General features: G+C 42.7%; 19 protein-coding genes. 18 read left to right on the top strand and 1 reads right to left on the bottom strand.

What is annotated here, in order from left to right; translation table 11 throughout:
• The first annotated feature begins 104 nt into the window (after window positions 1-104).
• From HXT44_RS05880 to HXT44_RS05830, 11 genes are all read left to right on the top strand, one after another.
• On the top strand, window positions 105-2132 hold the full coding sequence (locus HXT44_RS05880) for a ribonuclease J (RefSeq protein WP_421782785.1): 2028 nt from the start codon (window positions 105-107) through the stop codon (window positions 2130-2132).
• A 96-nt stretch (window positions 2133-2228) separates the two neighbouring features.
• Window positions 2229-4844, top strand: a complete 2616-nt coding sequence (pepN, locus tag HXT44_RS05875) for an aminopeptidase N (protein ID WP_004109333.1) — start codon at window positions 2229-2231, stop codon at window positions 4842-4844.
• Window positions 4845-5185: 341 nt separating this feature from the next.
• On the top strand, window positions 5186-6598 hold the full coding sequence (glmM, locus tag HXT44_RS05870; RefSeq protein WP_012914425.1) for a phosphoglucosamine mutase: 1413 nt from the start codon (window positions 5186-5188) through the stop codon (window positions 6596-6598).
• A gap of 177 nt (window positions 6599-6775) precedes the next feature.
• A complete protein-coding gene (locus HXT44_RS05865) occupies window positions 6776-7429 on the top strand; it encodes a peptide deformylase (protein ID WP_004107289.1) in 654 nt (217 codons plus the stop codon).
• Window positions 7430-7559: 130 nt separating this feature from the next.
• Complete coding sequence (locus tag HXT44_RS05860; RefSeq protein ID WP_004109339.1) at window positions 7560-8537, top strand: zinc ribbon domain-containing protein; 978 nt, start codon at window positions 7560-7562, stop codon at window positions 8535-8537.
• 183 nt (window positions 8538-8720) lie between these two features.
• Window positions 8721-8981 (top strand): zinc-ribbon domain-containing protein, encoded by a 261-nt coding sequence (locus tag HXT44_RS05855; RefSeq protein WP_004109342.1) that lies wholly within the window; start codon window positions 8721-8723, stop codon window positions 8979-8981.
• 29 nt (window positions 8982-9010) lie between these two features.
• The gene (locus HXT44_RS05850) at window positions 9011-9418 is read left to right on the top strand and encodes a hypothetical protein (protein WP_421782782.1); all 408 of its coding nucleotides are present in this window, start codon (window positions 9011-9013) and stop codon (window positions 9416-9418) included.
• 111 nt (window positions 9419-9529) lie between these two features.
• Window positions 9530-9820, top strand: a complete 291-nt coding sequence (locus HXT44_RS05845; protein WP_004109367.1) for a hypothetical protein — start codon at window positions 9530-9532, stop codon at window positions 9818-9820.
• Between the two features lie 209 nt (window positions 9821-10029).
• Window positions 10030-11400 (top strand): ABC transporter permease, encoded by a 1371-nt coding sequence (locus tag HXT44_RS05840; RefSeq protein ID WP_012914423.1) that lies wholly within the window; start codon window positions 10030-10032, stop codon window positions 11398-11400.
• 74 nt (window positions 11401-11474) lie between these two features.
• Complete coding sequence (locus HXT44_RS05835; protein WP_421782780.1) at window positions 11475-12794, top strand: ABC transporter permease; 1320 nt, start codon at window positions 11475-11477, stop codon at window positions 12792-12794.
• A 120-nt stretch (window positions 12795-12914) separates the two neighbouring features.
• Window positions 12915-13556, top strand: coding sequence for an ABC transporter ATP-binding protein (locus tag HXT44_RS05830; RefSeq protein WP_410311073.1), 642 nt, complete (start codon window positions 12915-12917; stop codon window positions 13554-13556).
• A gap of 400 nt (window positions 13557-13956) precedes the next feature.
• Here HXT44_RS05830 and glnA read toward each other — a convergent pair whose 3' ends face one another.
• Complete coding sequence (gene glnA, locus HXT44_RS05825) at window positions 13957-15393, bottom strand: type I glutamate--ammonia ligase (RefSeq protein ID WP_004109385.1); 1437 nt, start codon at window positions 15391-15393, stop codon at window positions 13957-13959.
• 271 nt (window positions 15394-15664) lie between these two features.
• Here glnA and HXT44_RS05820 point away from each other — a divergent pair, with 271 nt between their 5' ends.
• The 7 genes from HXT44_RS05820 (at window position 15665) to hpt (ending at window position 24901) form a co-directional block, all read left to right on the top strand.
• The gene (locus tag HXT44_RS05820) at window positions 15665-17245 is read left to right on the top strand and encodes an AI-2E family transporter (RefSeq protein ID WP_102703225.1); all 1581 of its coding nucleotides are present in this window, start codon (window positions 15665-15667) and stop codon (window positions 17243-17245) included.
• Window positions 17242-18468 (top strand): glycosyltransferase family 2 protein, encoded by a 1227-nt coding sequence (locus HXT44_RS05815; protein WP_033888470.1) that lies wholly within the window; start codon window positions 17242-17244, stop codon window positions 18466-18468. Before HXT44_RS05820 ends, HXT44_RS05815 begins: the two co-directional genes overlap by 4 nt.
• 301 nt (window positions 18469-18769) lie before the next feature.
• Window positions 18770-19675: an ABC transporter ATP-binding protein gene (locus tag HXT44_RS05810; protein WP_116994628.1), complete on the top strand. Its 906-nt coding sequence runs from the start codon at window positions 18770-18772 to the stop codon at window positions 19673-19675.
• 14 nt (window positions 19676-19689) lie between these two features.
• Window positions 19690-21342 (top strand): hypothetical protein, encoded by a 1653-nt coding sequence (locus tag HXT44_RS05805; RefSeq protein ID WP_174182525.1) that lies wholly within the window; start codon window positions 19690-19692, stop codon window positions 21340-21342.
• A 74-nt stretch (window positions 21343-21416) separates the two neighbouring features.
• The gene (locus HXT44_RS05800; RefSeq protein ID WP_288231342.1) at window positions 21417-23207 is read left to right on the top strand and encodes a D-alanyl-D-alanine carboxypeptidase; all 1791 of its coding nucleotides are present in this window, start codon (window positions 21417-21419) and stop codon (window positions 23205-23207) included.
• 46 nt (window positions 23208-23253) lie between these two features.
• Window positions 23254-24372, top strand: a complete 1119-nt coding sequence (gene tilS / locus HXT44_RS05795; protein WP_421782778.1) for a tRNA lysidine(34) synthetase TilS — start codon at window positions 23254-23256, stop codon at window positions 24370-24372.
• Window positions 24347-24901 (top strand): hypoxanthine phosphoribosyltransferase, encoded by a 555-nt coding sequence (gene hpt, locus HXT44_RS05790; protein WP_421782776.1) that lies wholly within the window; start codon window positions 24347-24349, stop codon window positions 24899-24901. The genes tilS and hpt overlap by 26 nt, the downstream gene beginning before the upstream one ends.
• Window positions 24902-24960 lie beyond the last annotated feature (59 nt).

The raw sequence follows: 24960 nt of genomic DNA, 5'->3' as shown, positions 1-24960 counted from the left end.
AATTTTACAGCTGCGTAAAGTTTCTGCCGCTTCAGTGACAAAAGCTGAGTTGAGTCCTAACGGTACACTAGAAAGAAGTGCGCAATATCGCAAGATGTAGTGAGATGAATATGAAAATAGAATATGATGAACGTACTGAGGAAATTCTTGCTGAAGTAGTACGCGATGCGTTGCAATCTGACGCTGATAATATGCGTTCTCTTAATAACCAAGAATCTTCTGCGTCGTCTAAGCAAATTCGACAGTCGGTGAAAAAAGTGAATAAAAAAATGTCTGCTGATACTTCAACTAAATCAGTATCTACTAAAGATGTAAAAACTGCTAAAACTAAATCAACTAAAAAAGCTAAATTCAACAAAGAAACTAAAACAGAAAATGCAAAGTCATCAACTCGTAGAACAGGAAATGTTCTTCCTCCTGTAGTTAACGATCAAAGAGAAGGTGCTCTTATTGCGCCACCAAAATATCGCAAAGGTTCAATGCGAATCGTACCGCTTGGCGGTTTGGGTGAAATCGGCCGCAATATGAACGTAATTGAATATAACGGTCATATTTTGCTTATCGATTGCGGTGTGCTATTCCCAGAAGAAGAGCAGCCAGGCGTTGATTTGATTCTCCCAGATTTTCACTACATTCAGGATCGTTTAGACAAAGTTGAGGCATTGGTTTTAACGCACGGTCACGAAGATCATATTGGTGGCGTGCCTTACCTTCTTAAGATGCGTCCCGACATTCCGTTAATTGGTTCAAAACTAACTCTTGCTTTTGTGGAAGCTAAGTGCAAAGAGCATCATATTGATCCGGAGCTTATTCGTGTAGAAGGTCGCGATAAGATGAAAGTCGGTCCGTTTAACCTTGAATTTATTACTGTTACGCATTCTATTCCGGATGCGCTCGCTGTGTGCGTAAAAACTCCAGCCGGAACGCTTATTGATACTGGTGATATTAAACTTGACCAGCTTCCTCTTGACCATCGCATTACTGATTTAGTTGAGTTCGGGCGTTTAGGTGAGCAAGGCATAGATTTGCTTATGGCTGATTCCACTAATGCTGAAGTTCCAGGATTTGTAAAGCCTGAAACTTCGATTGGTCCGGCTTTGGATCGCGCTTTTGCTGAAGCTACGCGCAAAATTATTGTTGCTAGCTTCTCAAGTCACGTTCATCGCGTGCAACAAGTGGTTGACGCTGCGCATAAGTTTGGGCGCAAAGTTGTGTTCGTCGGACGCTCGATGGTTCGCAATATGTCAATTGCTGCGGATTTAGGCTACTTGCATATTCCTGAAAATACTGTTGTTGACTTAAAACAGGCGAAGGATATTCAGGATGACAAGCTCGTATACATGTGCACTGGTTCACAAGGCGAGCCTATGGCTGCACTCGGGCGTATTGCAGATGGCAATCACCGAGATATTACTGTTAATGAGTTCGACACTGTTATTCTTGCAAGTTCGCTTATTCCAGGCAACGAGCATGAGGTTTACAAAGTTATTAATAAGCTTGTGCAGTTGGGTGCGCGCGTAATTAACAAAGATAATGCTGCTATTCACGTGTCTGGTCATTGCAATGAAGGCGAGTTGCTGTACTTGTACAACATTGTGAAGCCAAAGTGCGCTATGCCAATTCATGGTGAGCATCGTCACTTGGTTGCAAACGGATTGATTGCAGTAAAAACTGGCGTTGATCCAAATAACGTTGTGCTTGCTGAAGACGGCGATGTTGTGGATTTGTATCATGGCAATGCTGCAGTTGTTGGTTCTGTGCCATGCGGTTACGTGTATGTTGATGGTGATTCTGTTGGTGAGCTTACAGATGAAGAGCTTGAAAAGCGCAGGATTTTGGGCACAGAAGGTTTCGTTTCAAGTTTTGTTGTAGTTGATACAGAGCACGCTGACGTTGTTTCTGGCCCAAAGATTTTCTTGAATGCTGTTGCTGAAGACGAGGCTGATTTTGAGAAGGTTCGTCATCAAATTGTTGAACAGTTGCAAGATGCCATGATGCGCGGAGAGCACGATACTCATAAGTTGCAGCAGATTATGCGACGAACTTTGGGTAGTTGGGTTGCTCGCGCTTTGCGCAGGAAGCCAATGCTTGTACCGGTAGTTGCGGATATTTCGGAAAATAATCAAGAATAATCAAAAATAAAGAAAATATTCGCAATTATTTGTAAATAGCTAAAAATAATCGTAAATATAATCAAAAATAAGAAAAATATAAGGAAGGTACAAAATATGCCAGGAGCAAATCTGACTCGCGTAGAAGCTCAAGAGCGTTTCGACGCTATCCAAATGCCAATTCATTACGATGTTGCGCTTGATTTAGGAAAGGGCGGCCGCGATTTTAAGTCGCGCACAAAGATTGAGTTCGATGCTAAAGCTGGTAGCGCAAGCTTCCTCGATTTAATTGCAAACAGCGTAGAATCCGTGGTGTTAAACGGTGCCGATCTTGACGTTTCTAAAGTTTTTGCAGACAGCCGAATTGAGCTTGCAAATTTGCTGGAGCATAATACCGTAGAAGTTGTAGCAAATTGCCAATATTCCAACACGGGCGAAGGCTTGCACAGAAGCGTCGATCCTTCCGACGGAAACGTTTATCTTTACACGCAGTTCGAAGTTCCGGATGCTCGCCGCGTTTATGCTGTGTTTGATCAGCCAGATTTAAAGGCTGTTTTTGACTTTAGCGTGGACGCTCCAGAAAGCTGGATTGTTACTTCCAACATGCCAGCCGCCAGCGAAACCGTGCTTGAAGGCCGCAAGACGGAAGACGGCACTTTGGAAAATGGCACTGTAGAAGGCATGAAGCGCTGGGTATTTGAGCCAACGCCAAAAATGAGCTCCTACTTAACTGCTATTTGCGCAGGTTCTTACGCCGAATGGCACACAACTTACAACAATGAAGACGGTCGCGTAGTGCCAATGACAATGTACTGCCGTCAGGCACTTAAAGACGCTTTTGCAAAAGACGTTGACTACTTGTTCGATATTACGAAGAAGGGCTTTGCCTTCTACGCTAAGACTTGGGGAGTGCCATATCCGTACGCAAAGTACGATCAGATTTACGTTCCAGAATACAACGCTGGAGCTATGGAAAACATTGGTATGGTTACCATTCGAGACCAGTACGTGTTTGAATCCAAAGTTACGGACGCTTATGCTGAGCGCCGCGTTGTAACAGTTTTGCACGAGCTTGCGCACATGTGGTTCGGCGACTACGTAACTATGAAGTGGTGGAACGACTTGTGGCTTAACGAATCCTTCGCAGAATTCACTTCTACTCTTGCCACCGCTGAAGCAACTGAATGGCACGACGCTTGGAGCACTTTCAATTCCGGCGAAAAAAGCTGGGCGCTTAATCAAGATCAGCTTCCAACAACGCACCCAATCGTGGCTCCAATCAACGATTTGAACGACACTTCCGTCAACTTCGACGGCATCACTTATGCGAAGGGCGCCTCCGTTTTGAAGCAGCTCGTAGCTTACGTTGGTCGCGAAAAGTTCTTTGAAGGAATCCACAACTACTTGAGCAAGCATGCTTACAGCAACGCTACTTTGGCTGATTTGCTTCAAGAACTTGAGCTTACAAGCGGCCGCGATTTGAAGGCGTGGAGTGCTCAGTGGCTTGAAAAAGCTGGAATTAACACGATTTCTACCGAAGTAGAAGAAGCAGGTGACGGCACTATTGCTTCCTTGCGTTTGCGTCAGAGCGCACCAGTTGAGCATCCTGTTCTGCGCGCGCATCGCTTGGCTGTCGGATTCTACAATGTAGACGAAGCAACTGGCGAAATTAAGCGCACAAAGCGAATCGAACTTGACGTTGACGGCGAAGTGACGGAAGTTGTTGAAGCGTGCGGCGAAAAAATGCCAGCACTTATCCTTGTAAACGACGACGACTTGACTTACACAAAGCTACGTTTTGACGAAAAGTCGCTTGAGTTTGCTGCAGAAAACTTGTATCGTTTCAAGGATTCTTTGACTCGCTCGCTTATTTGGCTCACGTTGTGGGATATGACTCGCGACGCAGAATTCCCAGCAGAACGCTTTGTGGAACTGAGCCTTAAGGCCTTGGCAACCGAGCGTGAATCAACTACTTTCCGCTATGCTCTTGGTCAAGTGAAAGTAACTGCAAGCCACTACGTGGTTCCAGAGCGTCAAGCAGAAGTCGCAAAGCATGTTGCTCACGAATTGTGGCAGTTGGCTTTGGCAGCTTCTGCAGGTTCCGACGAGCAATTCCAACTTGTTAAGGCTTATCTTGGCTACGGTGAAGTTGGAGATGCTGAGTTTGTGCGTGTAGCTAACGGTTTGCTCGACGGTTCTGTGAATCTGGAAGGCTTGGGAATCGACAACGACTTACGCTGGAGCATTCTTATTGCGCTCGCAGGTGTGAACGCTTTGGACGAAGCTGGAATTGACGCGGAACTTCAAAAGCGCGACACGACTGAGAATCGCGAATACGCTTACCAGGCTCGTGCAGCTCGCTCAACTGCAGAAGCTAAGGATTGGGCTTTTGAACAGGCTTTGCGTAATCTCGATTTGACGAATATGCAAATGGGCGCTGTGGTTGCTGGCTTTGCAAGCACTGCTAAAGGCGATTTGGTTAAGCCTTACGTTGATCGCTACTTTGCTGAAGTTGAGTGGATTTGGAAGAACCGCACCTTCCACATGGCTGAAGCTTTGATCGAAGGCTTGTATCCTGTGTATGCGCCGGTTGAGGAGCTGGTTAAGCACGGTGAAAAGTGGCTTGAGGCTCATGCTGATGCAGATCAGGCTTTGCGTCGCATGGTGCTCGGCAGCCTTGATTCTTCTCGCCGCACGCTTAAGGTACAGCATTACAACGCTTCCTTGTGCTAGTGCCTTAATTAATGTGGCGCGAGTTTTGCGCGACGACCTGCTTTCGCGCAGCATTGTGCGCGCGAAAGCAACTCGGAGCGTGAGCTTGCTCAGGTGGAAAGTCCAGTGGACTTTCCACGCAAGCTCAGCAGCGAGAGCGTTAACCGCGCGAGCGTTGGCCAATTTGTGGAACATTTTCCGGAGTTTTTCCGGCTTTTGTACCACAACCATGTGCGGAGAAATTTTTTATAGCGCGTTATGTAATGTTACGAGTAAGATGGCAAACAGTGTGTGACGCGCTAGTATGCGATGTTGTTTGCTTGCGCGCAGGATGAAGTGATTTTTGCGAAAGAGGCTTTATTATGCCAAGAATGTTTGGTACTGACGGTGTGCGTGGATTGGCGAACCGAGATTTAACAGCGCAACTTGCGTTAGATTTGGGTGATGCTGCAGTGCGCGTTTTAGGGGATAAGCACGCGCCGGTTGCATCTAGCTCTAATGAAAGCGAGACTTCCTCTCACGCTCGCCGTCGCGCGCTTATTGGCAGAGATACGCGTGTTTCTGGTGATTTTCTAGCTTCTGCTCTCGCTGCTGGCATGAGTGCTGGCGGTTTTGATGTTATTGATGCTGGAATTATCCCAACTCCTGGCGTTGCTTTCCTCACTTCCGTGCTTAACGTTGAAATGGGTGCTGTTATTTCTGCGTCGCATAATCCTATGCCAGATAACGGTATTAAATTCTTTGCGCGCGGAGGTTTTAAGCTTCCAGATAGCAAGGAAGATGAGATTGAGACTGTGCTTGGTCAAGATTGGGAGCGTCCAACTGGTGCTGGTGTAGGTCGAGTCAGCCATGATACTACTACAGCTACTAACTTGTATATTGATCATTTAGTTTCTGCTGTTGCGCCTTTAAGCAATGGTTCTACTACGCGTCCAAAGCCTCTTGCAGGCTTGCGTGTTGTAGCAGATTGCGCGAATGGTGCTACTTCTGTTGTTGCTCCTGAAGCTCTTCGTCGCGCTGGTGCGGAAGTAATCGTAATTAACGCTTCTCCTGACGGCTACAATATTAACGATCACGCAGGCTCGACTCATCCTGAGCAGCTGCAAGCCATGGTTAAAGCTTCTAAGGCTGATTTAGGCGTGGCTTTTGACGGTGACGCCGACCGCTGCTTAGCTGTTGACGAGAACGGCAATATGGTTAATGGCGATCAAATTATGGGTATTCTTGCTCGCGCAAAGCAGGCTGAAGGTAAGCTGAATCACGATACGCTCGTTGTAACTGTAATGAGCAATCTTGGCTTAAAGCTTGCGCTCAAAGATATGGGCATTTCAACAGTGCAAACAAACGTCGGCGATCGCTACGTTCTTGAAGAAATGCTTAAGCATGATTATTCACTCGGCGGCGAGCAGTCTGGTCACGTTATTAATCGCGAATTTGCAACAACCGGTGACGGTACGCTTACTGCTTTGACTTTGTGCCGTGAAGTTGTTCGTTCAGGCAAGAAACTTTCGCAAATGGCTGCAGACTTCCCGCAGCTTCCGCAAGCTCTTGTAAATGTGCCAAATGTAGATAAAATGGCTTCGAAAACTAACGCAGCTGTGCTTGCAGCTGTTGAGAAAGAATCGAAGCTTCTTAGAGATACAGGTCGCGTGCTTTTGCGTCCTAGTGGCACAGAGCCGCTTGTGCGCGTTATGTGCGAGGCTGCAACTCAAACTCAGGCAGATGAGGTTTGTGCTCGTCTTGCTCAAGTTGTGGTCGATAATCTGAAGCTATAAGCTTACTTATTTTTTGCGCCTGCTATTTGCTTACATTTCAGTCGGCTCTAGCAGTGCGCAAATAATTTTGATACACTTATATCTTTAGTGCGGCTTTCAAATTCTGCTCGCAGCATGTAGATTTTGTATGTTTTCGCGTTACTGTGCGCGTTACTTAAAACGGTGAAAAGGAGTCCTATGTTTACGCATCACGCAAGTGTTGATACTAAGCTCAGTCGCGCTGTTGAGCGCTTGCTTGATTCCGCTACAGAAGACGGCATTTTGCCGATTGTGCAAGCAGGTGAGCCTGTTCTTCGCCAGCGCACTGTGGCATATGACGGCCAGCTTACACGTGCTACTCTCACAAAACTTATTTCTCTTATGCACAGCACAATGCTGGAGGCTCCAGGCGTAGGTTTGGCTGCTCCACAGATTGGTTTAGGTCTTGCGATTGCTGTTATTGAAGATCATGTTCGTGACGATGAGGATGATCCTCGTGACATTGCAGAGCTTCCGTTTAGAGCTATTATTAATCCTCATTATGAGCCTATTGGTACGCAAACTCGTAGTTTTTATGAAGGTTGCTTAAGTGTTTCCGGCTATCAGGCTGTACGTCAGCGTTGGCTTGATATTCAGGCTACTTGGCAGGATGAGGACGGCAAACAACATTCCGAGCGTTTGCATGGTTGGCCTGCGCGTATTTTCCAGCACGAAACGGATCATCTTCGTGGTGAACTTTATATTGATCGTGCAGAAATGCGTTCGCTTTCCACTGATGAGAACCTTGAGGATTACTGGGCAGATGAAGCAGTTCCTGTAGCTGCTGCTCGCACGCTCGGTTTTGCAATATGATTTTAAAGTTTTAAAAATTATTGCAGTGTCGTTTTGTGCATTTCAATAGTAGTTATAGAATACTCATGTGTGTTTTTGTAATTTACTGCTTAAACGCGTGTATTTACTACATTGAATAAAGGAGAGAAAAATGAAGGTTTGTTCTCAATGTGGTACAGCAAACAACGATTCCGCAAAGTTCTGTAAGGGTTGCGGTAATAATGTTGAAGCCGCTCAACCAGTAGCTCAACCAGTAGCTCAGCCTGTACAACCTGTGTCTCAGGCTCAGCCAATGGCTCAACCAATGCAGCCAATGCAACCTGTGTCCCAGCAGCCAGCTCAGCCAATGTTTGTTCAGCAGAATCCGCAAATGACTCACCCAACTCAACCGGCTCAACCGATGATGCAGCAGGCTCCAGCAATGCAAGGTGCTCCTCACTATACTCAGCCAATGAATCAGATTAATTCTGAACAGATGGTGGACTTCTTCCATTGGCTTATTAGCGCAATTAAGAAGCCTTCTCAGCAGTACCATGTATCTAGCTTGTACGCTGTGCTTGTGTTTGTAATTAGCGCTCTTGTATCTGCAATCCAAACTTATTTCACGGTTCAATCTGGTGCCAACATTTTCAACTCTTTTACTAAAGTTGGCACTAACTTACTTTCGTCAATGTCGGAGCGTTCTATTTCTGCTCCACGAGTTTCCGTGCCTATTTCTGTATTCATTGCCGCTTTCTTCGCAGCAATGATTAGCGTTTACATGACATTCGTTGTGGCTTTGATTGGTGCAAAGATGTTTGGTGACCCAATGTCTGCCAGCCAGTTGCATGTTCAGTTCGCTCAGAAGATGGTTCCGATTGTAACAATTCAGATTTGCGCAGCATTGCTTGGCATTCTTACTCTTTCGACTCCGTCTGTGTTCTTGCAAATCTTTGCAGGATTCTTGACAATGCTTCTTCCATTCTCCTTTGTATCTCACGCTGAATGCACGCGTAAGATAGATCGCGAATGGTTGTGGGTTATTTACGTGTTGGTGGCTGCGATAATTCTTATTATCGTATTCTGCGTCACTATGGGAATCGTAACAAGTGCTATTTCTTCCGCAATATACGGAGCTTTATTGCACTAAAAGAATTTTGCTAATCTAATTAAATAATTCTATAAAAGCTTTTTAATAGAGTGTTTTTCGTAAAATTTGCGTCAGTTTAGCAAAATAACTTAAAAATAAAAATAACTTGGAAAAATTTTATTTCAAAAGTGCTTAGCGTATGAATAATATGCTAAGCACTTTTGTGAAATATTAGGAGTTAATATGAATTGCACTCAATGTGGAAGCCCTATAGATAGTGGCTCAACGTGGTGCTCAAATTGTGGCGCAAAAGTAGAGGATAATGCACAGCAGCCAATGGCGCAGTTTAATCAGTATGAATCTCAAGCGCAGCAGTTTGCTGTAAATACGTATCAGACGCAAACTAATAACACCGTTTTGCCAAATAACGTAAATAACGTAAATAACGCGAATTTTTCAAATAACTCTAATATAGCTTCAGTAAAGATGAGCAAAAAAGAATAAAATCATCCTTATCATAATTGGAGTTTTTAATGGTAGCTCTTGGTACTGCATATTATGCAATTCAAAACTATGTTTATTCTCCAGAAGCTACAATTAAACAATACGTGAACGCTTTGGAAAGCGGAAACTTTACAGAAGCAAGCAAACTTGTTGACTGGTCTCCTAGCGATATTCAAGAAGGTTCTCGCATCCTTTTGACTAATGAAGTTAGCAGCAAAACTAAAAATCGTATTGAAAATCCAGTAATTACCAACATTAGCTTTGATTCCAGTGTAGTCTCCTACAGAATTAATGGGAAAGAGAATAAAATGTCGCTTCAAGTCTCTTATCCTAAAACTGAGTGGCTTATATTTAAGTCATATAAGCTGTATCCTCGTGTAAACATTATGTATTTAGATATTCCAAACAGGATTAAAAAATCAAAGTTAACGTGCTAGCAAGAAGCTAGAGAAGAAAATTACCAGTGCTGTTAAAAGCAAATTAAGCAGTGCATTAGTGCATCAAATGGATCAGCAGTCCCTGCAAAGATTTGTGTTTTTGGCACCTCCTTGCGTAAGAAGAACTTAGGATTCTTTACATCCTACGACTATTCATATTCAGATGTTAAGAGAAGTGTTAACGGATATCCTAAACTTACATCCATTGATCCAGAAAGTGGAAGTTTCTCTACAGAAGGATTTGAAGAAACTGTAGAGTTCCGTCGTCAGGCTAGTAACGAAGACGAATGGCATGATGGTAATTCTGTAAGCAGATTCTACATCAACAGATCATTTAAAATCAAAGGCAACGACGTAAATATTAAGTTTGAGAACAATACATATCAAGAACAATATTACTAAGGATAAGTATTAAATAAAACTCGTTGCCGCTTTGGACACTCGTGCAGCACTCCGACCTGCCTGAATGCTGTGTTAGTAACAAAAAGCCGACCCCGCAAAATCGTAGGGTCGGCTTTTCGTATGTCGATTATAAGTGCGTATATGCTATACTGGCATATCGTATGTTCGCATACTATATAAAGTTATTTTTCAATGAAGAAAGGTAGTCGATGACGTTTATCTCTCGTGCAATACGCTACATTCTGAGGAAACGAATAAAAACAGCGATAGTTTTCATTATTGTATTTCTTATTTCGACATTGTTATTTTCTACTTCTGCAGTTTCAAGTGCTGCAGGTAGAGAAGGAGAAAAAGTTGAAGCGCAAGCAGAGTCTAGTTTTGTGCTCGCAAATAACCCTCAAATAAACCCTGGAACTCCTAGAGGAGCTGGAACTGTAAAACCTAAAGATGTACAGGCAATTGCAAAATTAAATGGAATTGCTTCCTACGTTGTTCGACAAAATGTAACAGCGGATTTAGTTAATGCTAAAGCGGCAAGAATTCCAGGCGTTCAGGATTATGATCAAAAGCGCGAGCAGCAGTTTGGAAATGCCGTTAATATTGAAGGGACGAATGACTCTACTGGTTTAAATACTTTTAAAACAAAAGCAATAACTATGTCTAAAGGCAAGCATCTTATTGCTAATAACGTTCATGCATCACTGATTCATGAAGATCTCGCTAAAGCTAACGGATTACATGTAGGAGATACTCTTACGCTTCGCGCTAATCCTTACGATGCTGACAATATTCAACAATCAACAGCAACAGTAAAAACTCGTATTGTTGGAATTTATGCCGGAGCAAATAAGCGTCAAGTCGCAACTAGGGCGGAATTGACAGCTAATACCGTGTATACGGATTTGCAAACTACTCGCGAATTATACAAATATGAGCCTGGAAAAGAAATATATCAGGATGCAAGTTTTAGAATAAAGCGCGGTGAGGATGCGGATAATATTATGGCGCAAGCTGCCAAATTGCCTATTGATTTGCAAAACTATCAACTAACTCGTGACGATCAGTTCGTTTCTGGTTTGTTGAAAGCAGCAAAGGGAGTGCGCTCAATAATGACTGTTACAACAATTGCTGTTGTATCATTTGCTATTATTGCTTTGGCATTAGTGCTTTTGCTGTGGATGAATGAGCGACGTAATGAAATTGGTGTGTTTGTTGCAATTGGCACTGGCAAATTATCTATAGTTGGTCAATATCTTGCTGAGATTGTGCTTATTGCAATACCTTCGTTAATTGTGGGTTACCTTTTTGCAAAAGTTATAGCTCCGTTGATGGCTAATGTTGCTCTTGGCTCTGTGCAATCATCAGCCGCTCGTGAATTGAGTAATATGGGTCAAGCTGGTGGAAATCTTGAATCAACTTTGGCAACAAAAACTTTGGAAACACTTAGCGTACAAGTAGACGCTCAGTGTTTTATCGGAGTTTCTACAATTGTTGGTGCAGTAATCGTTATTGCAGTTGTGTTGTCTTATTTGCCAGTTATATGCAAATCTCCTCGTGAGCTCCTCGGATTGCAAAAGTAGAACTATGCTGTTTGGCGGCATAGTTTTCATAATTCGTCGTATGAAAGTTATTTGAAAAGTTAGTGAGTAACATTATGAATGGTGAAGTAATTTCTTTATGTGCTCGAGCGAAACTTGCAATATTGCGCAAACCTCGACGTAACGCAATAATTGTGCTGATTATGACTCTTGTTTTAAGTGCGCTAGTTTCACAAGCTGGTATCAGTGCTTCTGTTGAGGGTGCTAGGGATCGTATTCAATCCAGTATTGGTTTAGGTTTTACTGTACGAGCAAAAACTCGAGGTGAAACTCTTCCAGAGCAAAGTAATACAAATTCTAATTCTGTTGCTACGTCTAATTCTCCAATTCCACAAGATTTGGGCGCGAATGAAGGAATTGACTCTAGTCAAATTCGTAAATTTGCTGCGATTTCGGGCGTAAAAACTGTAGTGGAAGAGTGCGATGTTTTAGCTGTGCCTGTTGGAAAGCAACTTGTGCTTCCTGCGCAGGGTCCAAGACTAGACGATGATGTTTTGGCTCATGCTGCTGGAATTACTGGCACAACAGATTCTCGATTGTCTCAGGGTTTTCAAGAGGGATTATACCGTTTAGAGCAGGGTGAGCATATTACTAATCGTTCTTCTGGTAGAGCAATAGTGCATCGTGATTTTGCTAAGAAGAATAATCTTAATATTGGTTCTACTATAATTCTTAAGCAGGGGTTTAATGTAAAAGTTCGTGTTGTTGGCATTTTTGCCGGCAAATTGCAAACTAAAGGAGCACTTCCTTCGGATACTTCAGAAAATCGCATATTTACTGACTTAAGTTCGGCGTTGTCTTTGGCTGGCTCTTCTAAGCGAGGTGTTTTGCGCTGTGTTGTCGAGCGTTCTGATTTATTAGCTAGTGCAATACGGGAGACTAAAAGTATTGCTGGCAAGTGGGCGGATGTAGAGCAGAATGCTTCGCAATTGTCTGATGTAATAAGCTCGGTTAACTCTGTGCAACAACTTGTGCGAATGATTTTTGTGGCACTAAGTTTTGTTGGTATTTTAGTGCTTGGACTTGTATTAGTGTTCTGGGTTAGAGGACGTATGCACGAGATTGGCGTACTTATGTCTATTGGATTATCTAGAGCAATAATAGTTAGTCAATTGCTTGTTGAAATAACGATACTCAACATTGTGTCATTCGTCATTTCGCTAGGCTTCGGTGCTGCTTTTTCTGGCGTTATTGGGTCTGCGATTTTGCATAGTGCTGATTCGTCATTTATTGCGGATGGTATGCCAGTATTGCCATTGTTGCAAACTCTTGCTGCTTTTGTTATTGGTTTGCTTATTTCAATAGTCGCATTACTTGTTGCAGTGCTGCCAATATTAATAAAGAAGCCTCGGCAAATACTAAGTGCTATGAGTTAGCAGAAATATAGTTGCGTATGTGAATTTTCTACTAAAAACACAATCACAAACAGCGCAATCGTATAAATGAAACAAATCTTATAAATCATATTTAAATTATGTAAAAATAAGGAGCTTATTATGTCGGATTTATTGCAATTAAAAAATGTGAAGTACACTTACGGACCTGCAAATATTGCGGTACTAAATGACGTGAATGCAGATTTCGAAATTGGCAAAATGTACAGTATTATGGGAGCTTCTGGAGCAGGAAAGTCTACTATGCTCTCGCTTTTAGCTGGATTAGATACTCCGTATAGTGGCGAAGTGCTTTTTAACGGTGAAAATATTGCAAAAACGGGATATGTTGAGCATCGCAAAAAACATATTTCACTTGTTTTCCAGAATTTTAATCTTATTGACTATTTGACGCCATTAGAAAATTTGCGATTAGTAAATTCACATGCTGATGTTCAAGTGCTAATAGATCTTGGATTAACTGAAGAAGAAGCAAATCGTAACGTCACTAAACTTTCTGGTGGTCAACAGCAGCGTGTTGCAATTGGACGAGCTTTAGTATCTTCTGCGCCGGTAATTTTGGCTGATGAGCCTACTGGAAGTCTTGACCCTGCAACGACTAAAGAAGTTATTGCAATATTAAAAAATGCTGCTAGAGAGCATGGCAAATGTGTGATTGTTGTTACTCATGATTCGAAGGTCGCCTCTCAAGCTGATGTAAAATACGTGCTAAAAAATAAACAGCTAACGCAAAAATCTGCTTGAGCGCCAAAACAGGCGATTTTGGGACACTCGTGCAGCGCGCTTACTGCGTTAGTGTCTGGAAACTGTCGTTATGGGACACTCGTGCAGATTGCGCTCGCGCTATAAGTGCTCGCTTACGAAACTCGCTCAGATTGGAAGTCCACTGGACTTCCAATCTGAGCGAGTTTCCGCTCCGAGTTGCTTTCGCGCGCGCTTTGAAGGAGCTTGAAATCAACAGGATTTCAAGCTCCTTCAAAGCGTGATTTGGCTCAATTGTGAAGCACGGTGTGCTTCACATGCCAAATCAGCCGAACGGCTATGCCGTGAGGAATAAGCACTCAAGCAGGTCGTCGCGCAAAACAAAAAGCCGACCCTGCGAAATCGTAGAGCCGGCTTATTGCTAGAATAACTTAACTACAAATCAGATGTGGAAGTAAAGCTCATACTCGAGTGGAGTTGGAGCCAAGCGAGCCATATCCATTTCCTCATGCTTCAAATTCAGCCAAGTTTCGATCAAGTCGCTAGTAAATACGTCGCCTTGCATAAGGAAGTCGTGATCCTCTTCCAAAGATTGCAAAGCTTCACCAAGCGAAGAAGGAACTTGCTTAATGCCGTCATGCTCCTCTGGAGGAAGCTCGTACAAATCTTTATCAACAGGGGCAGGAGGCTCAATATGGTTAATAACACCATCCAAACCTGCCATAAGCTGAGCGGAGAATGCTAAGAATGGGTTGCATGAAGGATCCGGTGCACGGAACTCAATACGCTTAGCAGCAGGTTCTGTACCAGCAAGAGGGATACGAATAGCTGCAGAACGGTTACGAGCAGAGTAAACCAAGTTGACTGGAGCTTCGTATCCTGGAACCAAGCGATGGTAAGAGTTAAGCGAAGGATTCGTAAATGCAAGCACAGAAGAAGCGTGCTTAATCAAGCCGCCAATGTACCAACGTGCAATATCAGAAAGTTGAGCGTAGCCAGTTTCCGCATAGAACAATGGCTTGCCATCCTTCCAAAGCGACTGATGGCAGTGCATGCCAGTGCCGTTATCTCCAGCAATTGGCTTTGGCATAAATGTTGCAGCCTTACCAGCTAAAGCAGCAGTTTCATGAACCACATACTTGTATTTCATCAAATCATCGCCAGCATGAACAAGCGTATTGTAACGGTAGTTGATTTCCTGCTGACCTGCGCCGCCGACTTCGTGGTGAGAACGCTCAAGAATCAAACCAACTTTTTGCAAGTTGTAAACCATGTCATCGCGCAAATCCTGATTGTGATCTACTGGTGGCACAGGGAAGTAGCCGTGCTTTACGCGATTCTTAAAACCAATATTGTTGCTACCGTCATCTTCAGTGTCGATGCCAGAATTCCAAGGAGCTTCATTAGAATCAACCTCATAGAAGGAGCGCTGCATGTCGTTAGCAAAACGCACCTTGTCAAAGATGAAGAACTCAGCTTCAGGGGCAAAGCTTGCAGTGTCAGCAATGCCAGTTGATTTCAAATAGGATTCTGCTTTAATAGCGACCTGACGAGGATCCCTAGAATATGGCTCATCTGTTACAGGGTCAACAATAGAGAAAGCAACATTCAGAGTCTTATGCTTACGGAATGGGTCAATATAAGCAGTGTCAACATCTGGAATAAGCTTCATATCTGATTCGTTAATAGCCTGGAAGCCTTGCATTGAAGAACCATCGAACGCCATTCCATCAGTGAAAGCGCTGTGTAAGAACTCGTCAGCAGGAACAGTAAAGTGCTGCTGAACGCCAATTAAATCAGTAAATCGTACGGATACGTACTCAATGCCTTCCTTTTCAATAAGGGCTGCGGCATCTTCTTTAGTTTGCAAAGTGGTCATGGTCACCATTCCTTTCTTAAAAAACCCAGTAATGAGTTTATGACTATGAATGCCATTTTGGATTTCAGCGACTCGAATATCTCGTTACGTTTGTGTTACATAATGTTACGTGTAGTTGCGTAGATGCGCATAATTGCAATCGTTTAGTAGGAAATAGTAGAAAATTGTAATAAATAGTAATAAATAGCGTAACTATTAAGTATTACAAAAATAGTTACCATTACATGCCGCTAATTCGCATTCATCAGTTCGCGCAGTTACAATAGTACCTATGAATTACCAAGAGCAAGAAATGCATGAATATAAGATGCATGAGCATATTAAGGAAAGTGAAAATAAGCTAGATTTAGCTTCACTTTTCCCAGCTAAAGGCGATGACAGAAGGCCGCCAGATTGGCTAGGTCGTGCACTTATTTACGTTGCAATTATTACTTTTGTGTCTATCTTCCTATGGTTCGCTTGGAATAGCATTTCATTCATTGTTTTCGATGTTGTGATTTCTATTTTTATTGCGCTCGCAATGGAACCGCTTGTTGTTCGGTTAATTAAGCATGGTTGGAGGCGAGGAGTTGCTTCTGGCTTTACGCTAACGGGCTTGCTTGTTGTAATTAGCTTGCTACTTGCTTTGTTTGGTAATTTATTTGCTCAGCAGGTTGTTTCAATGGTTATGGGCTTGCCTGATTTATACAATCAATTTGCAAATTTTGTGCTTCACTATACCGGTTTTAAAATGCCTAATATTGAGCAGCTTGGCATGGAAATTTTGAAGCATGTGCAAACATCTTGGGTTGTTGATTTTGCTGGCCAAGCACTTAACACAACATGGGGATTGATGACTGTTCTGCTTGATTTACTTACCATTATTATGGTTACGTATTACATTTCTGCAGCAGGTCCGGCTATGCGTCGTAGCATGTGCCGTTGGATGAATCCGCAATCTCAGCGTCGTTTCCTATTTATTTGGTCAGTTGTTCAAGAGCAGATTTCGAGCTTCTTATTTTCGCGAATTATTTTGGCAGCGATTAACGCAGTGGGTACCGCAATTTTTCTTATTGTAATGAATATACCGTATTGGCTTCCGCTATCCTTATTCTGCGGAATTGTTTCGCAGTTTGTGCCTACAATTGGTGGCTATTTGGGTGGAGCTTTGCCTATCTTGGTTGCATGGGGTTCCAATGGTTTTGGTGCGGCTGTTGCAACATTAATTTTTATTACGATTTATCAGCAAATTGAGAACATGGTTATTTCGCCGAAGATTTCCGAGAAGACTATGGATCTGAATCCTGCAGTAGCTTTTATTTCAGTTCTTGTAATGGGCGCTGTATTTGGTGCTCTTGGAGCATTTTTGGCTTTGCCTGTGACTGCAAGTTTGCAAGCAATTTTTAGAGTATGCACGAAGCAATATAGTTTAGTTTCTTCTCCGCTTATGAACGATCCTCACCCTGATCATACTTCTATTATTGTTCGTTGCGTTGAAGCGATTGGCCGTAAGTTCATGAATCCAATGAGTGAAAGTGTTCATCGTGTAATGAAAGGCACAAGCTCTCGCATTTCTCTGAACGAGGATATTCTATATTGGTATAAGCAAGCTTATGTGTCAGACTCTGACGATGCGAATGGTAGCAAAGTTTCTTCTAACGATTCTGATCAAACTGACGTATTGGCAACAATGCCAATTTCGCGCGAAATATTAGATGCCGTAAATAAAGATATTGCAAAGCGTAAAGTAGATTCTGAAAATAAGGATTCTTCTAAAGCAAAATTGCAAGTAGGCGAGTCTAAAATAGTAAAAAATACAAAAAATAATAAAAGTAACGTAAAAAATAATCCACGGAGCGGATGGAAGCGATGATTCTTCTATCAATATTTGATGTACTAGTAATACTTATTGGCATAAGCGGTGTTGTGTATCAAGGTGTTTGTGCTGTTGCATCTTTATTCGCTAAGCCTATTGTTTTTCCTGAAGCACCAATGGATAAGCATTATGCTGTGCTTATTTCTGCGCGCAATGAGGAAGCTGTTATAGGTAATCTTATTCATTGCATTCAAACTCAAACATATAGACAAGATTTTATTGATATTTGGCTTGTTGCAGATAATTGCACTGATTCTACTGCGCAAGTTGGCCGCAATTGCGGATGCAACGTAATTGAACGTTTTGATAAAGAGCATATTGGTAAAGGTTATGCGCTCAGCTATCTTCTCGATCATATTATGAAAATTGGTGCGGATAAAGTTTATGACGCGTACTTTGTTTTCGATGCAGACAATAAACTTGATCCGCATTATTTTGAGGAAATGAATAAAGGTTTCCACGCAGGATATCAAATTTTAACCAGCTATCGTAATTCCGTGAATCTTTCAGATAATTGGGTTTCGTCTGGCTCTGCACTTTGGTTTATTCGAGAATCGCGATTTACTAACAACTCTCGAATGCTATTCGGTTCGAGTTGCCATGCTGGTGGAACTGGATTCATGTTCTCGCGTGAGATTATGCACAGAAATAGCGGATGGAAATTCCATCTTCTTACTGAGGATCTTGAATTTACTATGGATGCTATTCTTCACGGAGACAAAGTTGGATATTGCGGTTCTGCAGTGTTGTATGATGAACAACCTGTGTCGTTTAGGCAGAGCTGGAGGCAGCGTCTTCGTTGGAGCAAGGGATTCTTGCAGGTATTTCGTTACTATGGAGCAGCTCTTATTCGACATGGTATTCGCGAAAGAGATTTTTCGTCGGTTGATTTTACGCTTATGCTTTTCCCATTTATGGTTTTGGCTGTTGCAAGAATAATACTTGGGTTTATTTTTGCTGCATTTGGATTTGTAACATGGATGAGTCAAATCTATTCAATGATTAACTTCATTACAACTACTGTTACAAGTGTTTTAGGCATGATGATATTTGTGTCGCTCACTATTTTAGTTGAACACGATAAGCTTGGTGCAACGAATAAGGAACTATTTGCGTACGCTCTTAGCTTCCCGATTTTTATGCTTTCGTACGTGCCTATTGCGTTCCAAGCTATTTTCTCAAAGAGCGAGTGGAAGCCGATTCAGCATACCGGTCGTTAAGCTCTCGTTTAATATGGTGCATTGCTCCAAGTATGGGTAACTTGTTTCGCGTTTGGAGTGTTGTCTGTGTCATTTTGCTCCAAATGTGGGGTAGGTTTCTCGTGTTTGGAGGGTTTTGGTGGGTTTTTGCTCCGAATGTGGGATGGTTGTCTCGCGTTTGGGGCGGTGTGTGCGGCTGCTGCTGGCGTTGCGATTGCGCAAAAATTGCGGGTATGAGATAATAGAAGCCTTGATATAAGCGTGTGATTGCGCAATTAATGTAGTGCAATGCGTGCGTTTATCTGTATACTGCGAGGTTTCTATGGTAGATTCTATTCCGTCTGAATATCCGTCCGAGTATCCGTCCGGAAATACTTTTGCTAGCAGCGTTCCAGTTTTTGGCGCAAACACTTACGACGCTACTAACGAAGATGTTCCAGCGGTTTCTATTAGCGGATTTGTTAAGACTTTTGGCAAGAAAGTTGCTGTAGATAATCTTTCGTTGAGCATTCCAGCAGGCTCTTTCTATGGATTAGTCGGCCCGAATGGTGCTGGCAAAACTACTACGATTAAAATGCTTACGGGCTTGCTTATGCCAGATGCTGGCTCGGCTTCGATTTTTGGCAACGATGTTTGGAGTGACGTAAATCGCGCTAAGCGCGCAATCGGTTTAATGCCTCAGGCCGACGAGATTTTTAAGACGATTACTGGCCTTCAGCTTTTAACTTACGCTGGCATGCTTCGCGAGATGAGCCGCGCTGAGGCTGTTCGTCGCGCGAACGATTTGCTTTCTGCATTCGACTTAACAGAAGCTGCAAACACTATGGTTTCGGACTATTCAACTGGTATGACTAAGAAGATTTGCCTTGCAACAGCTATGATTCACAGCCCTCGCGTACTTGTGTTGGACGAGCCTTTTGAGGCAGTGGATCCTGTTTCTAGCGCAAATTTGAAGGATATTCTTGCCGAGTATGTTTCTACTGGCGGCACGGTGATTATTTCTTCGCACGTTATGGAATTGGTTGAAAAAATGTGCTCGCACGTGGCGATTATTAACGAAGGTCATGTTGCGGCTGCTGGCACTCTTGAAGAGGTGGCTCAGGGCAAAGATCTTGAAGATCGCTTTATGGAGCTTGTTGGCGGACGTCACGCAGCTGCGCGCATCGACTGGCTTAACGGCGGCAAATCTGATAACGCTCCTGCATCTTCCACCAATCTCAACGCTTAAAAGGGAAAACCGTAATGTCTATGATTTTTACCATGGTTCGCCTTCGCTGGGCGCTTACTTTTTCTGTTATGCGAAAGTCAATTTGGCAAAAAATTGGCTTTGCTATAGCAATTGTTTTTGGACTTGCGCTTATATGCGCTCTTGGTTTTGCTGGCTGGGAAACTGGCAAGTACATTAATCCAGGAATGCTTGCAGATACTAAAAATTGGCAGGAATTCCAATTGGCTCCAATAATGGTTGCGTCGATTGCGTCAATTTTTACGCTGTTTATAAACGTGTTTATGTTTGGCAGCGACACAACACTAAAATCGCGTAGTTTTGCGCTTTACGGCATTCCTTACGTAAAGCAGCAAGCTGGCATGCTTCTTGGCTCTCTTTTTGGAGCGCTTTCAGTAAGCTGCACAATCGCGCTTGCTTTGTGGTCTTTAGCGTACAGAAGCTTTGGAATTGTGCCGGTTTTAGTCAGCGTAATTGCAGCTCCGCTTTACGTTGCAACAATCGTGTCTTTAAGCAAAATGCTTATTGAGCTTTTGGATACTATTTTAATAAACAAGCGTTCAAGAAACATTTTTTACTTTGCCATTTTTATAGCGTACATGATTTTTGTTTCATCAATGAATACGCATAGCCCTTCGCCAAATGGAATTGCGCTAGGCACAAGTTTCTGTGCTGCGTCCGCTTTTACACCATTAAGTGCAGCTATGGCTTTGCCGCTCGATGCTATTAATGGCAATTGGCTTGCTCTTGCTATTCGCTTCCTTATTTGCGTTGTAACGATTGCTGCTTGCTTTGCAATCTCTGTATTTTGCGCAAAATTAGAGCCGAAGTTGCTTCGTGGTGAGCAAAAAACAGTTGTTAAAACTAAGGGAATCGGCTTGTTTGCAGCAGTTCCAGACAACACAGTTGGTGCGATTATTGCGCGAATTATTAGCGTTATGAGAAGAGATATGCGTCAGCTATTTTTGCTTATTGCGCCGCTTTTTATGCTGGTAGTTGCAGGAGGAAGTAGTTTTAAGGCTAAAGGATTTGATTCTCTAACAGATAACTTAGGTGTTTCTGGATGGATGATGTATGCTGCTTTGCTTATGGGCATGGTTGTTGGAAACAATATTGCTTACGATGGCACAGCTTTTACTATGCATGTGATTATTGGAGTAAAAGGTTTGCACGATCGCTTAGCGAACGCAATAGTTTGGTCAGTGATTTGCGCTGTTTATTTTGCGATTATTGGAGTAGGGGTTTACGTTTTCCTTTTCTTTGTAGCAAATGTTAAGCAAAATGTGAATGCAGTTATGTTCCAGATTCTTTCGCCAATTGGAATAGCTTTTGCTTCCATAGGCATTGGCTTAATTTCTTCGTGCATTGCAATGTACCCTGTGGCATCAATCGAAAAGCCATTTTCTAGGCCGCAAGGAAGTGCTGGCGGGCGAAGTTTTGCAGCTATAGGCTTTATGCTTCTTTCTGTAGTTTGCATGATTCCTTCGTTTGCGGCTGCGATTGCGTTTATGATTCTTAACCCGAATCTTTTGTGGATTGCAAGCATTCTGTTCATAGTAAACGGCTTGATTGTGCTGGTTGTTGGCGTGATTCTTGGTGGCAAAGTAATGGATAAGCGCATGATTCGCATTGTAGAAAACTTGCGCAGATTCGCGTCTATTACTGCGTAACTTACGCACGCTTTGTTGCAAGCGCAATGTATAGTTAAGCGCGGTATTTGCAATCGATTTAAAGGTGTGCTCGCATGGAAAGTAATAAAGGCTTAAACGATGCCTTAAATATTCCTAATGCGAGCACGCCAGCGCAAAGCGGCGAACCCAACAAAAGTATCGAGCCTAAACCAAGCAGTGAACAAAAACTAAGTAGTGAATCTAAATCAAGCAGTGAGATTAAACCAAGTAGCGCACAGAAGAAAAGTAAATACGCTGCTATGGTTTTAAGAAGCCAATATCCTTCTCGTTGGCGATTGCTTATTGCATTTATAGCAGTTATAGTTAGTGCAGCAATTATTTTTACTTATTTTTTGCTTGACGTATACGATATTCTTCCTGGTCCTTTGACGTTGCGAAAACAACATTATGCTGTAACTGTTTCTTCTCCTAAATCACTTTTGCGAGTTAAATCACTAGCTAAAGGCGTGACTTATGGTAAAGAAATAAATCATTCGCAAGCTCAAAAACTTATTAACGAGTTGGTTTCCGATGCTTCTATGAGTAGCAGCACTTCAGCAGTAATTATGGATGCTAATGGGCGAGTAGTTGCTTCGCATGAGCCAAATGCTTTAAGAGAGCCAGCGTCAACGCTTAAAACTTTAACTGCTAGCGTAGCTTCTCGCACTCTTGACATGGGTTCAACTCTTGATACTCAAGTATTTTTGTTGCCTAAAACAGGCGGTGAACCAGAACGAGCTTCTAGTACGAATGCTAGAAAGCTTGTGCTTCGCGGCAATGGTGACATGCTTCTTGGCGTTGGAGAAAACGATTGGCACCATGTCAATGGCAGAGCAGGTTTAACGACATTAGCGAGAAGAACAGCCAACGCGTTGAAGCTTGAAAATATTCACACAGTTTCTTTAGCTGTTGATGACTCATTGTTTGGCGCAAAACGTGCTCCTGATTTGATTTATGAAACAGATGTTGAACGCCGCTTTTATGCTCAAACGTCATCTTTGGCTATAGATGATGCTCGTCAGCGTGACCTTTCAGTGCAAGGTGTTGACGCTGACGCTATGACAGATTTTCCGCTTTCTGATCCTCATCCTGCTTTAAGTGTCGGTCATGTTTTTGCTAAATTATTAAGCAAACAAGGAATAGTTATAAGTAATTATTCTAATAAAACCGCTTCTGATGAAAAAAATTCCGGTTCAGGCTCGTCTGCAGATGATTCTTCTGAAAACAATAAAGATTCTGAAAATGAAGATAAATCTGCACAGTCTGAAAATCTTGTCATACCAGTAAGCGAAACTCAATCGTTAATATCATCTAATTCGCGTTTAATTGCACAAGTTTCTTCTGCACCATTAAACGAAATAATGGCATATACGCTTCGTATTTCAGACAACACATTGGCGGAAGAGTTTGGTCGTTTGACTGCGCTTGCAACTCACAAATCCAACTCTCCGGAGGGTGCAGTTCAGGCAGTAAAAGAGGGATTGCGCAAGCTCAATATCGATATACGTGGTTTGCACATGTCTGATTGCTCAGGCTTGTCTCCAAAATCAAGGTTGCGCGCAACAACGCTAGCTCAAGTACAAGTGCTTAATATTAAAGCCGATTCTGGAGGTGCTGCAGCTGCTGAAGGATTGTCTCTTCCTGGTTTAGTTGGAACAGCAAGAAAGCGTTTAGCGGATGAATCTTCTGCCGGCATGCTTCGCGTAAAGACTGGTTCTTTAAGTGAAGTTACTTCTATGGTTGGTAATGTATCTAGGAAAAGTGGTGGAGTGCTAACTTTCGCTGTTGTTGCGAACCAGCCAGCTGATATTTGGGGAGCGTTCGTAGCGATTAATAAGTTTATGGCAGAATTGCCAAAACTATGATTTATGAGTTGCAATTTAGCATTATTGGCGCGCTACACTAGAAGCTATGGTGTATTCTTCTCGCATACGCGCAGGAATTGGCGCAATCAAGCATTGTTTTGACGAACTTTCATTATGTGCACAAGACGCGCGTTTTTCCGAACATGGCAATCACGCGACAGATGTTGATGCTCCTCTGGTTCTTATTGCGTGCTCTGGAGGTAGAGATTCTCTTGCACTTACAGCATTGAGCGTGATTGTGTGCGCAAGTAGGGGTATTCGTTGCGGTGTCGTAATAGTAGATCACCATTTGCAGCCACACTCAACTGAAATTGCCAATACTGCTGCTAAACATTGTTTGCAATCTGGAATAGATGAAAAGTACGTGTATATTCAATCTGTGAACGTTGAAGATTCGGGAGAAGGCGAAGAATCTGCTGCTAGAAATGCTAGGTATCAAGCAATTATTGAGGTCGCTAAAAAGCAGCGAGCTGCAGCCGTGCTTCTAGCTCATACTGCAAATGATCAAGCAGAAACTGTAATGATGGGGCTAAAAGATTCTGCAGGTTTAGAAGCAGTTGCTGGCATGAAAGCAGTGACATTGCGTCAAAACGTGCTTTTTGCGAGGCCTCTTATTAAGCTTAGTAGAGAAGATACTACTGGTATTTGCGAGGATTTAGGCATTTCATGGTGGGATGATCCTACAAATGGTGACGATATTTCGCAAAATGAGGAACTTTCAGAAAATTATCCATTGAGATCTCGAGTTAGACACACGTTAATGCCTTATATTTCGCGATTTTTTAATGCAAATATGGTTACTTTGCTTTCTCGTGGAGCTGAAATAGCTAGAGACGATCTTGACTATATTAATTCTCAAGTTGACGAAGCTAGTTCACAAGTGATGGAATTTGATAAAAATGCGAAAACTGTTAGGTTAAAAGCTGAGAAGTTAGCGCAATATCATCCATCAATTCGTAGACGAATTATAGTGCGTGCGTTAAGTGAGCTTGGTCTGCGTTTCTCGTCAAGTCACATATCGGCAGTGGACGAACTATGTACAAAATGGCATGGTCAGAAGCCTTTTTCGCTGCCAAATTATTACGAAGCGACTCGGCTCTCGCGCAATATCGTCATTCGTTTATGCCAAGATAGTGAACATGCAAGTTGCAGATATACGAGATGACATTGACTATGAATTAATCAGCCACGAAGACCTTATGAAGCGTATTCGTGAGGTTGCAAAGCAAGTGAGCGAAGATTACAAAAATCGTAATATTTTGCTCGTAGCAGTGCTTAAAGGCGCTGTTAATACGCTTGCTGTTTTTTCTCAAGAGCTGAGCGTTAATGCGCCAATGGACTTTATGAGTTTGTCAAGCTACGGCAGTGGTACTCAAACAAGCGGGCAGATTACAGTTCGTCAAGATTTAAGCACGGACGTGCGCGGGCGTGACGTGCTGATTGTTGAGGATATTGTTGAATCAGGTCGCACATTAGCTTGGTTAGTGGATGAGCTTAAAAGCCGCGGAGCTAACAGTGTAAAAGTTTTTGCTTTACTAAGTAAGCCAGCACTACGCGAAGTAGAAGTGCAAATCGACTATTCGGGATTTGAAATTCCTGACCCATTCGTAGTCGGTTTCGGAATGGACTACGATGAGCGTTACCGCAATCTCAATAGTATTGCAGTATTAAAGCCATCAGTGTATGGTGCTTGATTTTATAGATTCTATTCAGAATTTTTATATAAATTGAGGAGTTTGAAAGGAGCCTTATT

Source organism: Gardnerella sp. DNF01198P (assembly GCF_049244165.1).
Taxonomy (GTDB): Bacteria; Actinomycetota; Actinomycetes; order Actinomycetales; family Bifidobacteriaceae; genus Bifidobacterium; species Bifidobacterium swidsinskii.
The sequence above is the reverse complement of the archived record's forward strand: the minus strand, read 5'-3'. Positions and strand labels throughout refer to the sequence as shown.

Coding starts and splice junctions, on each gene's coding strand:
- HXT44_RS05880 (WP_421782785.1), top strand. CDS start 105: ATGAATATGAAAATAGAATATGATGAACGTACTGAGGAAATTCTTGCT.
- pepN (WP_004109333.1), top strand. CDS start 2,229: ATGCCAGGAGCAAATCTGACTCGCGTAGAAGCTCAAGAGCGTTTCGAC.
- glmM (WP_012914425.1), top strand. CDS start 5,186: ATGCCAAGAATGTTTGGTACTGACGGTGTGCGTGGATTGGCGAACCGA.
- HXT44_RS05865 (WP_004107289.1), top strand. CDS start 6,776: ATGTTTACGCATCACGCAAGTGTTGATACTAAGCTCAGTCGCGCTGTT.
- HXT44_RS05860 (WP_004109339.1), top strand. CDS start 7,560: ATGAAGGTTTGTTCTCAATGTGGTACAGCAAACAACGATTCCGCAAAG.
- HXT44_RS05855 (WP_004109342.1), top strand. CDS start 8,721: ATGAATTGCACTCAATGTGGAAGCCCTATAGATAGTGGCTCAACGTGG.
- HXT44_RS05850 (WP_421782782.1), top strand. CDS start 9,011: ATGGTAGCTCTTGGTACTGCATATTATGCAATTCAAAACTATGTTTAT.
- HXT44_RS05840 (WP_012914423.1), top strand. CDS start 10,030: ATGACGTTTATCTCTCGTGCAATACGCTACATTCTGAGGAAACGAATA.
- HXT44_RS05835 (WP_421782780.1), top strand. CDS start 11,475: ATGAATGGTGAAGTAATTTCTTTATGTGCTCGAGCGAAACTTGCAATA.
- HXT44_RS05830 (WP_410311073.1), top strand. CDS start 12,915: ATGTCGGATTTATTGCAATTAAAAAATGTGAAGTACACTTACGGACCT.
- glnA (WP_004109385.1), bottom strand. CDS start 15,393: ATGACCACTTTGCAAACTAAAGAAGATGCCGCAGCCCTTATTGAAAAG.
- HXT44_RS05820 (WP_102703225.1), top strand. CDS start 15,665: ATGAATTACCAAGAGCAAGAAATGCATGAATATAAGATGCATGAGCAT.
- HXT44_RS05815 (WP_033888470.1), top strand. CDS start 17,242: ATGATTCTTCTATCAATATTTGATGTACTAGTAATACTTATTGGCATA.
- HXT44_RS05810 (WP_116994628.1), top strand. CDS start 18,770: ATGGTAGATTCTATTCCGTCTGAATATCCGTCCGAGTATCCGTCCGGA.
- HXT44_RS05805 (WP_174182525.1), top strand. CDS start 19,690: ATGTCTATGATTTTTACCATGGTTCGCCTTCGCTGGGCGCTTACTTTT.
- HXT44_RS05800 (WP_288231342.1), top strand. CDS start 21,417: ATGGAAAGTAATAAAGGCTTAAACGATGCCTTAAATATTCCTAATGCG.
- tilS (WP_421782778.1), top strand. CDS start 23,254: ATGGTGTATTCTTCTCGCATACGCGCAGGAATTGGCGCAATCAAGCAT.
- hpt (WP_421782776.1), top strand. CDS start 24,347: ATGCAAGTTGCAGATATACGAGATGACATTGACTATGAATTAATCAGC.